The following is a 14,478-nucleotide window of genomic DNA, read 5'->3' on the forward strand; positions in this document are numbered from 1 at the left end:
ACCCTTACGCTAAATATCGATTTTCTTTGAAGACAGATTCCATTCGGAAGTCCTCCCATTCGTGGTAGTCAATGTTTTTAAGGATATTGGTCAAAAACTCCGCGCACTCTTGCTTGCAGAGGTAGATTCCGAATAATCCTTCGCTTTTATTGACCAAAAAAGTCCTGCTGCTGTCAAATAATTTGACCAGGTCTTTCCAGCTACCCAAAATCAACAGTTCATCTCTGTTTTTGAGCGTTTGGATAATTTTAAATTCGCCTATTGCACTTGATATTTTCATAAGAAAAAGTTTTTGAATGATTTATAGGGTAAAAGTATCCACAGATCGGAGACTGGGCAATACGTAGAAACACGTATTTTTCTCTTTCAAATTCAAAAAAATGGAAATCAATCGATAATGTCTCGGTTCTTTTGAGCCCAAAGCAAAAGCGCATTGTGCTTCTTTTCGAGCTTCAGCTTTGCGATCATATTGGAGCGGTGTTTTTCTACTGTGCGTTCGGATATGAAGAGTTTTTTGGCGATATCTTTGGAGGCTTTGCCGGATGCTATCAGTCTCAAAATCTTCTTTTCGGAGGGAGTGAGCAAGTTTTCATCGGATGGTTGAGAAGATATTTCTCCAGCTTCATCAAAGATTTTTTCACTAAAAAATTGTTTCCCCCCGAGTACCTGATGGATAGCAATAGAGAGATCATTTAAGGCAAATTCCTTTAATATATAGCCGGATAGATTGAGTTCTTTGGCTTGATGATAGAGGTAGAGCTCCTTATGAAGTGTGAGTAGGATAATCTTGGTTGCAATATTTTCTGATTGGCAAATTTTGGCTACTTCAAGCCCAGTTAATTCTGGCATTTCCAGGTCCAATATGGCCAACTCGGGAAGATGAGTTCGAATAGCCGTGATGGCTTTTCCCCCGTTGGGGCATTCTGCGATGACATCTAGATCCATATCCCGCAAAAGGTCTCCCAGACCCTTCAGCAAAATGGGATGGTCATCGGCAATAATTACGGTTGGTTTTTGCTTAGACATTTACAATAAAGCTCAATTTTGCCCCACTTCCTTTTTCACTACTTACTTTCATTGTGCCTTGAATAGCTGCTGTTCGTTCCTTTAAGGTCTTCAGTCCCAGACTTTGGAAGTCTTGGTATTTCTCAGAAAAATCAAATCCAATCCCATTGTCTTCAATACTCATAAAGATACGGTTGCCTTCCTTTCGGAGTATCATTCGGATGGCATCCGCTTGAGCATGTTTTAGAATATTATTGATTGATTCCTGTGCAATGCGATAGAGTTGGAGCTCTTTTTCTTTGCTGAGGGCATTGGAAATATCTTCGATTTCCGAACTCACAAATAGATCGGTTTCCCGGTCGATCTGATCCAGCATTTGCTCCAGCGCTTTGGCTAGGCCCAACTTCTCCAGCTGCATGGGATGTAGGGAACGTGCGATGGCACGAAGCTCACTGATCGCAGTATCGAGCATTTCACCTGCATTTTGGGATTGATTCAGGGCAACTTTGTTTTTGATCAAAAGTAGGCTTTGGCCCAAGCCATCGTGGAGGTCCTTGGAGATACGTTTCCGTTCTTCTTCTTGGATTTTGAGCAGCTGCTGGGCATATTCCTGCTCGAGGAGTTTTTGCTTGCGCAAATGTCTCAGCCGAGTGGTGAGAAATAACATAACTGCCAAAATGATCAAAAATGAGATGACTCCCAGCATGATCTGGGTTCGTTGCCTTGAAGCAGTTTTGGTTTCTTCGAGTTCTACTGATTTTCTGAGGATTTCCCGTTCTTTTTTTTCTGTCTCGTAGCGAGTTTGGTAAAAAGCAAAGGATTGAGCCTGATTCACCGTAAAAATAGAATCTTTGTATTGCATCAAATTTTCACTCGCATCAAAGGCACGTGAATAATCTCCGAGGTTTTCTGAGCTTTGGACGATCAGTCTGTAGGCATTTAGGAGATGATCCATGTTTTCCTTGACCTTGGCGATTTCCATTAGTTGGGTAGCGATATCCCTGGCTTCTCGAAATTGACCCTGATCGAGTAATAGTTGAGACTTGGCAATCAGATAAGCCCCGTTTTCATCACTGATCCGAGGATCGGTTTTTCGCTTTTCCTCTGCCAGTTCAAAGTAGGTGTTTTGGAGTTCGGGCTCGTCCGCATCCCCGTAATATTTGGAAAGGGAAAGGTAAAGCATGGTTTCCAAATAAGGATCTTGAGGTTCTTTTTCAAGAAGGCTTTCTGCGTTTTTTAAAGCTTGGAGTTGCGCAGCTTTTAGACCCTGTTTTCTATAGGTTTCTGCCATATTATACAGCTGAATCCGGTGGTCGGTAACCAGCCCTTTTTCCTTTGCATCTTCGATGAGTTGCATTCTGATTTTTTGGGATTCTTCATAGATTCCGAATTTGCTATACAGGATGGCAATTCCTCCATTGACATAATTTACATATTCGCTGTCACCGAGTGCTTCATAAATATCTCGGGCTTGCTGATAATTTTCCATCGCCCGAAGCATGCTTCCCCGGTAATCCTCCGCCTGTCCCCGAAAAAAGTACGAATCGGCTATTAAAATAGAGTCATTGCTCCCAAAACTGCTGATCGCATCGGAATAAGCGACTATGGCCGAGTCAAATTGCTGAAGATTAAACCAGGCCCCGCCGGTTTTCAAATGGAGATTTCCACGGATTTTGCTGTCCTTAATTTCTGATTCAAAAGGGAGGACTTCCTGCAAAACGTCCAATTTTTCCTCATTGATACCTTGACGGGTAATGGGATGGTGAAAATACCGTGCAGCAAGGTCTGCCCACTCGTCAATCCGTTTTTCGTTTCTGAATCGATCAAACAATTCAAAATACACCTTTTCCTGATCCTCGGGTGAGATTTGTTCATCCTCCAACAGCTGTTGCAACTCTTCCTCTGTTGCAAAAGCGAGGCTATCTTCCGCAGTCTGGACGACGCCGATTGAAGCAGATAGGAGCAAAATGGGAGAAAGAAAAATCAAAAAAAAGCGACTACTCATAGTCGAAATATACAAACGTAAACCGCACAATTTGCTATTTCTTCTATTAAGGGGATTAAAAAAAATGCTAAATGGTGAATTTGAAGTGATGGCCTGAAGGAAGAGAATATCAACTCTCTATGCCATCGAGCTCGCTCAGTTCCAACCAAGTCATTTCTAATTCCTCCAACTCACGATCGATTTCGGCAATTCGGTTGGATAGCTTCAAAAGCTCCTCATGATCATTTATACCACCGGAGATTTTTTCAGTAATGTCCTCCTTTTCCGTTTCCAGTTTGGCGATGGATTCATTGGTTTTCTGGAATTCCTGTTTTTGCTTGTAGCTGGCCTTTAGCCTGGGTTGTTCTTCTGATTTTTGGGTAACTTTTTCTTGTTTCTCGCTTCTTGGTTCTGATTTCTCGATTTTAGGATCTAAGCTCTTGCTACTTGATTCTAGATACTCTCGGTAGTCGGTGTAATTCCCAGGAAAGTCCTTAATCGCTCCTTCACCCTCAAAGACAAACAAATGCTCTACCAAGCGATCCATAAAGTATCGATCGTGCGATACGATGATCAGACAACCCGGAAAAGTATCCAAAAATTCCTCCAGGATATTTAGCGTCATCAAGTCCAAGTCATTGGTCGGTTCATCGAGAATCAGGAAGTTGGGATTCTTGATCAGGACCATGAGTAATTGTAATCGACGGCGTTCGCCTCCGCTCATTTTTCCAATGGGCGTGAATTGCTGCTTTGGAGGAAAGCCAAATTGATTGAGGAATTGCCCGACTGTGATCGTTTGTCCTTTGTTGAGCGTAACTACCTCGGCTATTTCCTTTACCACATCGATCAGACGCTTCTCTTCGTCAAAGCGATCTTCCTCCTGTCTGTAATATCCGAAAACGGTGGTTTGACCTTTTGTGGCCTTTCCTTGATCAGGTTCAACAAGTCCGGTAATCATTTTCAAAAAAGTCGTCTTTCCTGCTCCATTGGGCCCGATGATTCCTATCCGGTCTTTCTTTTTGAATATGTAGGAGAAATCCTTGATCAGGATTTTATCATCGTATGATTTGGAGATTTTTTCGATTTCCAGAATCTTGTTTCCTAGTCGCTGAGTCGAGACAGACAATTCAATATCCCGTTCCTCCCGCTTGGTAAAGGCCTTTTCCTTGGTTTCCTCGAAAGCATCCACCCGATATTTTGCTTTGGTTCCTCGTGCTTTGGGTTGGCGACGGATCCAGTCCAGTTCTTTTTTGTAAAGGCTTTTGGCTTTCTCGATTTCAATATCCTCGATCTGCATCCGTTCAGCTTTTTTATCCAGAAAATAGCCGTAATTCCCTTGATAGCGGTGGATTTTGCCTTGATCGAGTTCGAGGATTTCATTGGTGACTTTTTCTAAAAAATAGCGGTCGTGCGTCACCATAAAAAGTGCGAGATTGGCTTTAGCTAAATAATCTTCCAGCCATTCTATAGTTTCCAAATCGAGATGGTTGGTTGGCTCGTCGAGTAGGAGAAGATCAGGTTTTTCCAAAATAGCTTTGGCCAAGGCTACCCGCTTTCGCTGACCTCCGGAAAGATTGCCAACTGGTAAATCGGTATCGTGAAGGCCTAGTTTTCCCAATACTTCTTTCACTTGATATTCAAAGTCCCAAGCCTGTAAGGCGTCCATTTGCTCGAAGAGTTTGGACATTTTGTCCGAATTGTCGATGCCTCGCTCGGAGTCCAGCATGGCTTTGTGATAGTCTTCAATAACCCGAAGCACCTCCGAATTGCTCTGATCAAAAATCGTCTGATAGATGCTCAGGTTGGAGTCAAAAACGGGATTTTGGTGCACATAGGCGATTTTGACCGCATTATTTAGCGCAACTTCCCCACTGTCGGGGATCTCTTGGCCCATGATGATTTTCATGAGCGTTGATTTTCCGGCACCGTTGATGCCGACTAGGGCTATTTTTTGACCTTGGGAAATGCCGAAGGAAATATTGGAAAAAAGCTTGCGTTCGCCGAATGCTTTACTGAGATTCTCAACCGAAAGGTAATTCATGGCGCAAAAGTACGGGAAAATCCTGTGGAAATAAGGTAGAAATACAATTGAAATACGGTAGAAATAGATCCTTTAAAGGAAGGAGAAATACAATGGAAGGACGATAGAAATATACTATCTTTTGTCGGGTAATAGTATGGAAATAGGGGATTCGGCTCAAAATGCTTGGAAATACGGCTCATTCTTGACGCAAATTGAGCCGTATTTTAAAGAAAATTCAGAGGTATTAAGCCGAATCCTATGATTTCAATCTTTTAATTCGATCAACTCAAATCGAAAAGCATCCTCCTCGGCCTCTGGATTTTCGGGATTGTTGGCGGAGAGATAGAGCCCTTTTTCGGTGATAAAGTGATTGTTTGGGAAATAGATTCCCCCTTCGAAATAGCTTTCGGTGATCAAGGTGAGATCCTCGTCAAATACCTGAATGACAAAAGGTCCGGGGTTTTCCCGCAAAGGCATCAAATCTTCTTCTTTTTCAATTTGCAGCGTAGGATAGGCAAATCGATAGTACACTTCCCGATATTCATCAAACAGCAACGTCTCGTAACGGGAGGAAGCAGTGAGGTACTTTTGGGTGTCAAAGCGTTCGCCATCCACAGGAAAAAGCGGTAAGGATTCATCCAAATATTCGCTTTGACCCTCGAAGGTTTCCAAGCTTCCGTCCTGGTTTTGCTTAAAGAGGCGATGATCTCCAAATAAAGAATATACCGTAAAGTCGGGCTGAAAAACCAGGCTAGGTTCATAAAACTTAAGCCCCCTGTCTAAATAATCATCTGGATAATTGAGACCAGTTTTAGAACTGCTTCCACTTTCCAGATCGATTCTGTATCCCATCACTGATTTTTTCATCAAGTCAGCCGTCATCTTGGAATATTGGACAGGAATGTGAGTTTTGGCCCAAAGTTGATTATTGATTAACCGGGGAGCACTCCCAAAATAGGCATTGTGTACAAAGGCATTGGTGTGGCCCTCCGGGTTTTCGTATTTGATGCGGTTTTTAACTAGGCCGGTAGTGTCAGTTAGCGTGATGACTGGAACGGTTTGAGTAAAAAGAAGAATACTATCTAAGTTTTGAATGTGAATACCTAAAATGCTTCCCACTCCCTGCGGGCCTTCTTGCTGATAGGTGATTTCTTTGTGAAGTTCTTTTGTGTTCAAATCATAAAACTGCAGCGCATTGGAATTCCAGTTGACATTGACCAAATAGTCTTCGTAGCGGATTAAGCCGGTACTGATATTGGCGGTGATGCTGTCAATGGGGATGCGGAGGATTTCTCCGCTGGCTTCGAGCTTACTGCTTTCGCTATGCTTTGAGGGTTCCGTGCATGCAAAGGCGATGAATAGGATTAGAAGAAATGGATAATGGTTTTGATTTCTAAAATAATGCATATTCAAAACTAAGGAATTGTCTGTAAAAAAAAGGCTCAATAGGAAGATTTGATTTCTGGCAGTGATTTCCCAAGACACCATAATTCGCTAATCACCTTTGAAGTTTTTTTCATTTAGGTCGAAAACTTTAAAAAAATGGCATTGCGAATTATCTTCGAAGCATCTTACCCGATATACCCTGATGAAAACCATCCACGATATCCTCAAGCTCGGCGACCCCCGATTGTATCAAACTTGTGAGCCGGTACTTCAGTCTGAACTTCCCCAAGTCTCCGAATGGACTCAGCAGCTTCATGAGGCGATGGAGGATATCCGCCGGGTTTATGGATTTGGAAGGGGAATCGCTGCTCCACAGTTGGGAATTATGAAGCGGCTATTTTACCTCAATCTCGACCGGCCCTATGTGGTAATTAATCCGGAACTGAAAAATCTAAGTAGTGAAAAATTCGAACTCTGGGATGATTGCATGTCCTTTCCCCATCTTTTTGTCAAAATAGAAAGACATCAAAGTCTGACTTTGGAATATTGGGATGAAAACTGGCAAAAACAAAGTTGGAAAGTAGATGGAGCAATTTCCGAACTGATCCAGCATGAATACGATCATCTCGATGGTGTGCTTTGTACGATGCGGGCGATGGATGATAAGAGTTTTAAGTGGAGGTAAAATTTGAAAGATAGCCTTGCAGATAGGGCTCCCTTTGGTCGCTAAGATATGCTATTCAAGATAAACGCCTAATTCTAAGGTTTTGCCCTATCTGGGAAGCCTTGTCTACCTTATCTTCTTATTTGCGAAGCGATCTTATTTTTTTATATGGCCCCATTTTTGACCTTATTCATAAAACTCATTAGGTATTCCGCTTTCCTGCCAGTAAGAGGAAAATACGGCCAATCATTAGCCCAATAGATCAGAACCCGGAAGCTTCGGTCTTCGGTCATCGGTCCTCCAATCGGTCAAGCAAAGAAAATATGTCAACTGGCATGATTGCGAATAATCAGAAAATTTAATTCATGTCCAAATCCTGGGAATCGTATAACAAACAATTTCGGCACTACCTGAAAATCGAGCGTTCGCTGAGCGAAAATTCGATTGAAGCCTATTGTCGGGATGTGCAGCGATTGGGACAATTTGTGGAGTCTACCTTTGGCGGATTGAGTCCCTTGGATTTAAGCTCCAAAGAGCTTCAGACTTTTGTCCAAACCATTGGCGAGCTCGAGCTTTCCGAATTTACCCAAGCTCGGATGATCTCGGGGATTAAAGCATTTTATCGCTTTCTGATGTATGAAGGCCAGATCAAAAAGGATCCCGCCCAATTGCTCGAAGCTCCCCGATTAGGAAGAAAACTTCCGGATACTTTGAGCTTTCACGAAATCAATCAAATCCTCGAAGGCATTCCCCTCGGCGAGCCTCAAGGTCATCGTAACCGGGCCATGTTGGAATTACTTTACAGCAGTGGTTTGCGGGTTTCGGAACTGATTAGTTTGAAAAAAAGCCAGATTTTTGAAGACATCGGTTTTCTGCGAATCGTGGGAAAGGGAAATAAGGAGCGTTTGGTTCCTGTCGGAAAAGATGCGCTTAAGTACCTGAACATTTATCAGCAGGAAGTACGCAGTCATCAGGATATCGCCCGTGGACATGAGGAATATGTTTTTCTCAATCGACGAGGCAAAAAGCTGAGTCGGGTGATGATTTTTATGATTATCAAAGAAGCTGTATCGCAGGTAGGAATTCAAAAAAATGTGAGCCCCCACACTTTTCGGCATTCTTTTGCGACACATTTGATCGAAGGAGGGGCTGACCTTCGTGCCGTCCAGGAAATGCTTGGACATGAGAGCATCACGACTACCGAAATTTACACGCATTTGGATCGGGATTACCTGCGTCAGGTTTTGACGGATTTTCATCCCAGAAATCAGAAAAACGCATAATTGGTGATCATATTCACTGAATATACGTATATTTGGTGATTATATTCACCAAATATGCATATAAATCGAAAAATATTCGAAAAACTGTTTTCCAAATTAGGCTCTGGAAAAGCCATTATTCTTTTAGGGCCCAGGCAAGTTGGAAAAACAACTTTGGTAAAAAAACTGGCAGGTTCACTGGGGGAGTTTTTGTATCTCAATGCAGACGAACCGACGGTTATTGCCTCACTTACCCGCCCGACACTTCCTTTTCTCAAAGCTTATTTGGCAAATACGAAGACGATTGTCATTGATGAGGCGCAAAGAATTCCAGATGTTGGAATTACACTCAAATTGATTACGGATAATTTTCAAGACTTGAATTTGATTGTGACGGGTTCTTCATCTTTAGAATTAGCGAATCAAATTCATGAACCTTTGACTGGTAGAAAATGGGAGTTTCAGCTTTTCCCTATGAGTTGGGGCGAACTTGTCAATGCTTTTGGGGTTCCTTCCATGCTTTCGGAGCTGGAAAAAACCCTTGTTTTTGGTTCATATCCTGAGGTAGTCACTAATTCAGGATATGAAGTAGAACTATTAAAGAATTTAGCATCAAGTTATCTCTATAAAGATTTATTAAATTTCCAGGGAATTAGAAAGCCGGAATTACTCCAAAAAATTCTTCAGGCTCTAGCCTGGCAACTTGGCTCGGAGGTAAGTTTGAATGAATTAGGGAGGACAGTACAGGCAGATAAAAACACAGTTTCAAATTACCTTGACTTATTAGAAAAGGCTTTTATCATTTTTCGCCTCCAGCCATTTTCTAGAAATTTGAGAACTGAAATAAGCAGCAGCCGAAAGATCTATTTTATTGATAATGGGATTCGAAATTCCGTGGTTGGGAATTACGCTGCATTCGGGAATAGACAGGATATCGGTTCTTTATGGGAAAACTTTCTAATTAGTGAAAGAATAAAACTGCTCAGTTACCATGGGTTTTATGGAAAAAATTATTTTTGGAGGTTAGCTCGAGGCGGAGAAATAGACTATATAGAAGAGATTGATGGTCAATTATATCCGTTTGAATTCAAGTGGAATCCAAAGGCGAAAGTGAAAGTTCCTAAAGCTTTTATCGAAAATTACAGAACAGCACCGGTACAAGTGATTCACCGAGAAAACTTTATGGATTGGCTTTTAGAATATCCATATTAAAAAAAACTTTTCCAAAGTTCTAAACTTTGGAAAAGTTGCAGTGCAAAATTACTTCTTCAACACCTCTCTCGAAATCACCAATTTTTGAATCTCCGAAGTGCCTTCACCGATCGTGCACAATTTAACATCTCGATAGTATTTCTCCACGGGATAGTCCTTGGTAAAGCCATAGCCACCGAAAATCTGAACTGCTTCATTGGCGACTGAAACAGCGATTTCAGAAGCATACAATTTCGCTTGCGCTCCAGCCAAGGTCACTTTTTCACCCCGGTTTTTCAGGTCAGCTGCTTTGAAAGTCAATAGACTTGCCGCTTCTACTTGTGTAGCCATTTCGGCTAATTTGAAAGAAATCCCTTGAAATTTACTGATCGGCTGATTGAATTGCTGACGCTCTTTGGAATACTGAATGGAAGCTTCCAGCGCACCCTCAGCAATACCGAGGGAAAGTGCAGCTATCGAAATCCTACCCCCGTCCAATATCTTCATGGATTGAATAAATCCTTCTCCTACTTCACCGAGAATCTGACTTTCGTGGATTTTGCAGTCTTCAAAAATCATCTCGGCTGTTTCGGATGCTCGCATGCCGAGTTTATCTTCTTTTCTGCCTCCTTTGAAGCCCGGAGTACCCTTTTCGACCACAAAAGCGGTCATTCCATGAGAATCTCCCACTTCGCCTGTCCGGGCAATGACCACCGCTACATCTCCGGAATAGCCGTGGGTAATGAAGTTTTTGGCACCGTTCAGAATGTAGTATTCGCCTTCTTTTTTGGCTACGGTGCGCATATTTCCGGCATCCGAACCGGTATTTGGTTCGGTCAAGCCCCAAGCCCCCAGCCACTCACAAGTGGCTAGTTTGGGGAGGTATTTTTTCTTTTGCTCCTCATTCCCAAACATCATGATGTGTCCGGTACAAAGCGAATTGTGTGCGGCCATGGAAAGTCCTACCGAGGGATCCAATTTGGAAAGCTCCACGATGGCAGTCACGTATTCATAATATCCGAAGCCCGAGCCCCCGTATTCGGAGGGCACCAAGACGCCCATGAGACCGAGTTCCCCGAGTTTTTTGAAAATTTCAATCGGGAAATGTTGCTTGTCGTCCCAGTCTTTACGAAAAGGGGTGATTTCTTTGGCTCCGAAATCACGAATCATCTCAGCGATCATTTGCTGATTTTCGTTGAGGTTAAAATTCATTTTGTTACTATTTGGGTTTATATGCTGTGAATCAAACCCTAAGTTTCGCAATTAGTTTGGTTTCAGCAAATCCGAATCCGATGGACTATATTTTTATACCATTGAATATCTCTTTCCAAAAACCAAGAGAATCGGGGTTATCGATCAATTATATTTCTTACCTGAAGAGAAAAGCCAATTATTCCTTCGTTTGAATGGGTGAAAATCTTTTGGAAAAAATCCTTCGGACCGATAGACTACATGGAGATATAAATAGGCCTTTTGTCGTATGGAGTTGGAAATGGATTGATTTTAACTTTGGTTTCTATAAAAATAAATCCGAATTGGCTACTTATGATTGAATTCCTGTTTCAGCCTATATTTTTGAAAGTGATTATTTCCTTGATCTTAGGAAGCTTTTTAATGCTGTATTATTTTCTCTACTGTGAATTTTCAAAATCAAAACATATTCAAAATAAGCGGATCACGGATTTGGAGAAAATCATTGACAAAGAAATAATTCGGTCAAAGCAAATTTTAGAAATTAACTTAACCTTGAACCAAATCAATGAAAAAGCAAGTGAAAAATTGGACTTGGTGAAGCTTCGGAAAAAGAGCTAGTTTTTTTCATTGAAAGATGCAATCTTGTTTTCCGATTATTTTTTTAATGGTCGATAGGACATCCAATCTACTTCCAGTTCGAATCGATGCTTAGGTTTCTCCAAAGCTTGCGGGTTGGTTTCCACAGCCCAATTATCGGTATGCCAAAAATTCATCAAATACTTGCTCGGGTGTTGAGGAATCCCGCGCGTTCCCCGATAATCCCAAAGAACCAAGGTATCCCTCCGATACGGATGAATCATCCACCACCGGATGCGATCAGGATACCAGTCAAAGCCATAGGTGTGAAACTCTGCTGAGGCGTCGAAGTCGGGAATCGTTTCTATAAACGTAGGCTGATGCTGCTCATGAGTGATGTCTTCTCTGATTTTTTGGGCGTCTTCCCGGTATTCACTGGTGTAGATCAATCCCTGGGCAAGGTTGATGGTTCGGCCCACCCGCTTCAAATTCCCGCTTTTGCCAGTCCAGGTACCTACATAAATGACTTCTGGATCTGCCAATAGCCATTCAAAATCGATTTCACTCAGTCCCAAAATAGAGTCATTGGTGTAGGTAAAATATCCGACTACTGCTCCCACATTAGCTTGCTTAAATCTGGCATCGGGCACCTTGAGCCGAGCTGCGTAGTGACCAAAGTGAACTGATTTTTTAGAGCTGATTTCAGGACCTCTTCCGGGACCGACAGGATCTTTTGGGTCTAGTTTGAAAGAAAGAATGGAGGTTTCTTTCTCTTGCTTTGAAGAAATCCCTGATCGCCACTTAAATGGGGAATCAGATCCCCTGGAAACGTACTCAAAGTGTTGGAGATTTTCGGAGTCAAACTCCTCTACCAATGCATCATGAAATTCTGGATTCACTTGCATAGGAATGAGAAATGATAAAATGAGGAAAGCGAAAAGAGTGAATAATTTCATGGATTAGAAATTCAATTTTCGACATTTTCCGGCAAGGCAAAAGCCACATAGGAATCTCCGCTTTTGGTGCCTTTGCCACCTCCACAGGCAATGACCAAAAACTGTTTACCGTCTTTTTCATACATCGCGGGCGTCGCATGTCCGGCAGCAGGTAAGTTGGCTTGCCAGAGTAATTCCCCAGTATCCTTATCAAATGCCCGGATTTTTTCATCTTTTGTGGCCGCTATGAAAAGTAGTCCGCCGGCTGTGACGACTGGTCCGCCGTAATTTTCAGTCCCAGTATTGGTGAATCCCTGAGCGGCTAAACTGTCTATTTCTCCCAATGGAATCTGCCATTTTTTCAGTCCAGTTTGCATATCGAGTGCAGTGAGCAGGCCCCATGGAGGATTTGATCCATAAAGTCCCTCTTTGGTGAGGAGTTTTTTGTAGCCATTCATGTAGTAGCGGGGATTGAGATTACTCGGGGTGGATTCGAGTTCTACTTTGTCCCCTTCCTCAATAGTTCCCATCAGATAATCGACCAAGACTTTTCGAGTTTCTTGAGTCAAATAGTCAAAAGCCGGCATGGCTCCACGACCTTTTTGGAGGAGTTGATCCAAGGAGTCGGGGGTATATTTTTCCTGAATTTGAATCAAGCCCGGAATAGCAGGGGGATTTCCTTTTCGCTCCAATCCGTGACAATTGCCGCAGTAATTGGTGTAGGCGGATTTTCCTACATTTTCAAAATCCGCATTGGGTGTCATCTCGATGATCCAGGGGATTTGATTGGCGTTGACATAAAAAGTCTGGGTTTCAGGATCGAAAGCCGATCCACCCCATTCGGCCCCGCCGTCCATTCCAGGGAATAAAACAATCGGCTTTTCTGCATTGGGAGGGAGCCACATATCTCCGTAAAGCGCATTTTTTAATTGATCCCGGATATCAGCTTCCCATTCAGGTTTGAGGTTCAAAATGTCTTTTTCCTCAAAAATCATATTCATAAAAGGTTCTGGAAGTGTCGGAGCGGGCTGAGTGGGACTGGTTTTTTCACCGGGAAGAGTACTTTGAGTAACGGGCATCTCCTCAATTGGCCAAACAGGTTCACCGGTTTCCCGATTTAGTACAAAAGTGTATCCTTGCTTGGAAGGCTGAGCGACGGCATCGATCCATTTTCCTTCCTTTTTGATCCGTATCAGGGTTGGAGGTGAAGGAAAATCCCGATCCCAAATATCATGATGAACCCCTTGAAAATGCCAGATTCTTTCCCCTGTTTTGGCATCAAGAGCGATCAGGGAGTTGGCGAACAGGTTGTCTCCATGTCGATATCCACCCCAGAAGTCATAAGTAGCCGAACCGGTGGGTACAAAGACGATTCCTCTCGAATAATCGACAACCATCCCCGCCCAATTATTTGCACCGCCGATTTGACGAATGTATGCTGGGTCCCAGGTCTCATATCCAAATTCCCCTTCTTTTGGGATGGTGTGAAAGGTCCATTCCAGTTTTCCAGTCTCGATATGATAGGCTCGAATATGACCCGGTGCAGCGTCAAGTCCCTCAGAAAGGCGCATGCCGATAATTACCAAGTCTTGGTAAACTACTCCTGGGGCATTGGCCACGATTAAAAAATCCTCCCGCTCTGAATCCAAATTTTTACGCAGATCCAGTTTTCCATTGTCACCAAAATCTTCAATGGGATTTCCCGTTTCAGCGTCCACAGCCATCAGCCAATTGCCAGCACCGAAAAGTATGCGTTTATCTTCCCCTTTTTCCCAGTAGGATACTCCGCGATTTGTTCCAGCCCAGGAGTTTTCCCCTCCTAAAATCTCGAATGGATCAAATCTCCAAATTTCAGTCCCCGTTGATGCATCTAAAGCAAAAATATTCAGTGAAGGTGTGCTGCCGTAGAGCAATCCGTTTTTGACAATCGGCTGGCATTGTATCTGAGATCGTTCGGTGACATCTTCCGTGCGATAAGTCCAGGCTACCTCGAGCTGAGCGACATTTTCTTTGGTGATTTGGGAAAGGCTAGAATACCGGCTCCCATCTTCAGGGCCTCCGTAATGAGACCAATCCGTGTAGTCAATTTCTGAATTGGGAGATTGGCAGGAAAGGGCCAAAATGGAGCCCAATAAAAGTAGAATGGTACCTGTTGAAGGGGAAAAGAATGAAGGAAATGTAGCTTTGAGGAAGGGGAGAATGGCGCACATTCTATTGGGATTTAAATTATTCCGAGAATATGCGCATTTTCTTTTAAA

At 42.8% G+C, this 14,478-nt stretch carries 12 protein-coding genes; 4 read left to right on the top strand and 8 right to left on the bottom strand.

The annotated features are described in order from the left end of the window. Positions 1-4 precede the first annotated feature (4 nt). The 5 genes from BM043_RS10740 to BM043_RS10760 all read right to left on the bottom strand — a co-directional run bounded on the left by BM043_RS10740 (position 5) and on the right by BM043_RS10760 (position 6,419). Positions 5-280 (bottom strand): hypothetical protein, encoded by a 276-nt coding sequence (locus BM043_RS10740; RefSeq protein ID WP_092791521.1) that lies wholly within the window; start codon positions 278-280, stop codon positions 5-7. Between the two features lie 107 nt (positions 281-387). Continuing rightward, positions 388-1,026 carry a response regulator gene (locus BM043_RS10745; RefSeq protein WP_092791524.1) on the bottom strand — a complete coding sequence of 213 codons (639 nt, stop codon included), beginning with the start codon at positions 1,024-1,026 and terminating at the stop codon, positions 388-390. Further along, entirely contained in the window at positions 1,019-3,010 is a 1,992-nt protein-coding gene (locus BM043_RS10750; RefSeq protein ID WP_092791525.1) for a tetratricopeptide repeat-containing sensor histidine kinase, read from the bottom strand. The genes BM043_RS10745 and BM043_RS10750 overlap by 8 nt, the downstream gene beginning before the upstream one ends. 109 nt (positions 3,011-3,119) lie before the next feature. Beyond that, positions 3,120-5,030 carry an ABC-F family ATP-binding cassette domain-containing protein gene (locus tag BM043_RS10755; RefSeq protein WP_092791527.1) on the bottom strand — a complete coding sequence of 637 codons (1,911 nt, stop codon included), beginning with the start codon at positions 5,028-5,030 and terminating at the stop codon, positions 3,120-3,122. Positions 5,031-5,276: 246 nt separating this feature from the next. Then, on the bottom strand, positions 5,277-6,419 hold the full coding sequence (locus tag BM043_RS10760) for a DUF4221 family protein (RefSeq protein WP_177188463.1): 1,143 nt from the start codon (positions 6,417-6,419) through the stop codon (positions 5,277-5,279). Between the two features lie 181 nt (positions 6,420-6,600). On the opposite strand from BM043_RS10760, the gene BM043_RS10765 reads away from it, so the two are divergent. The 3 genes from BM043_RS10765 (at position 6,601) to BM043_RS10775 (ending at position 9,536) form a co-directional block, all read left to right on the top strand. Continuing rightward, positions 6,601-7,083 carry a peptide deformylase gene (locus BM043_RS10765; protein ID WP_092791530.1) on the top strand — a complete coding sequence of 161 codons (483 nt, stop codon included), beginning with the start codon at positions 6,601-6,603 and terminating at the stop codon, positions 7,081-7,083. A gap of 344 nt (positions 7,084-7,427) precedes the next feature. After that, positions 7,428-8,345, top strand: coding sequence for a site-specific tyrosine recombinase XerD (xerD, locus tag BM043_RS10770; protein ID WP_092791531.1), 918 nt, complete (start codon positions 7,428-7,430; stop codon positions 8,343-8,345). Between the two features lie 54 nt (positions 8,346-8,399). Continuing rightward, positions 8,400-9,536: an ATP-binding protein gene (locus BM043_RS10775; protein ID WP_092791532.1), complete on the top strand. Its 1,137-nt coding sequence runs from the start codon at positions 8,400-8,402 to the stop codon at positions 9,534-9,536. 48 nt (positions 9,537-9,584) lie between these two features. Here the strand turns inward: BM043_RS10775 and BM043_RS10780 are convergent, their stop codons facing one another. After that, positions 9,585-10,727, bottom strand: a complete 1,143-nt coding sequence (locus BM043_RS10780; protein WP_092791534.1) for an acyl-CoA dehydrogenase family protein — start codon at positions 10,725-10,727, stop codon at positions 9,585-9,587. Positions 10,728-11,060: 333 nt separating this feature from the next. On the opposite strand from BM043_RS10780, the gene BM043_RS10790 reads away from it, so the two are divergent. Further along, a complete protein-coding gene (locus tag BM043_RS10790) occupies positions 11,061-11,327 on the top strand; it encodes a hypothetical protein (RefSeq protein WP_092791536.1) in 267 nt (88 codons plus the stop codon). A gap of 35 nt (positions 11,328-11,362) precedes the next feature. Here BM043_RS10790 and BM043_RS10795 read toward each other — a convergent pair whose 3' ends face one another. Beyond that, positions 11,363-12,241 (bottom strand): glycoside hydrolase family 16 protein, encoded by an 879-nt coding sequence (locus BM043_RS10795; RefSeq protein WP_092791538.1) that lies wholly within the window; start codon positions 12,239-12,241, stop codon positions 11,363-11,365. Positions 12,242-12,252: 11 nt separating this feature from the next. Further along, positions 12,253-14,430, bottom strand: a complete 2,178-nt coding sequence (locus tag BM043_RS10800; protein ID WP_092791539.1) for an outer membrane protein assembly factor BamB family protein — start codon at positions 14,428-14,430, stop codon at positions 12,253-12,255. Positions 14,431-14,478: the final 48 nt, after the last annotated feature.

The organism is Algoriphagus hitonicola (assembly GCF_900113375.1).
GTDB classification, from domain to species: Bacteria; Bacteroidota; Bacteroidia; order Cytophagales; family Cyclobacteriaceae; genus Algoriphagus; species Algoriphagus hitonicola.

Excerpts from the sequence above, each read along its gene's own strand:
- BM043_RS10755 (WP_092791527.1), bottom strand. The coding sequence starts at position 5,030 with ATGAATTACCTTTCGGTTGAGAATCTCAGTAAAGCATTCGGCGAACGC.
- BM043_RS10745 (WP_092791524.1), bottom strand. The coding sequence starts at position 1,026 with ATGTCTAAGCAAAAACCAACCGTAATTATTGCCGATGACCATCCCATT.
- BM043_RS10760 (WP_177188463.1), bottom strand. The coding sequence starts at position 6,419 with ATGCATTATTTTAGAAATCAAAACCATTATCCATTTCTTCTAATCCTA.
- xerD (WP_092791531.1), top strand. The coding sequence starts at position 7,428 with ATGTCCAAATCCTGGGAATCGTATAACAAACAATTTCGGCACTACCTG.
- BM043_RS10795 (WP_092791538.1), bottom strand. The coding sequence starts at position 12,241 with ATGAAATTATTCACTCTTTTCGCTTTCCTCATTTTATCATTTCTCATT.
- BM043_RS10740 (WP_092791521.1), bottom strand. The coding sequence starts at position 280 with ATGAAAATATCAAGTGCAATAGGCGAATTTAAAATTATCCAAACGCTC.
- BM043_RS10790 (WP_092791536.1), top strand. The coding sequence starts at position 11,061 with ATGATTGAATTCCTGTTTCAGCCTATATTTTTGAAAGTGATTATTTCC.
- BM043_RS10780 (WP_092791534.1), bottom strand. The coding sequence starts at position 10,727 with ATGAATTTTAACCTCAACGAAAATCAGCAAATGATCGCTGAGATGATT.
- BM043_RS10765 (WP_092791530.1), top strand. The coding sequence starts at position 6,601 with ATGAAAACCATCCACGATATCCTCAAGCTCGGCGACCCCCGATTGTAT.
- BM043_RS10750 (WP_092791525.1), bottom strand. The coding sequence starts at position 3,010 with ATGAGTAGTCGCTTTTTTTTGATTTTTCTTTCTCCCATTTTGCTCCTA.
- BM043_RS10800 (WP_092791539.1), bottom strand. The coding sequence starts at position 14,430 with ATGTGCGCCATTCTCCCCTTCCTCAAAGCTACATTTCCTTCATTCTTT.
- BM043_RS10775 (WP_092791532.1), top strand. The coding sequence starts at position 8,400 with ATGCATATAAATCGAAAAATATTCGAAAAACTGTTTTCCAAATTAGGC.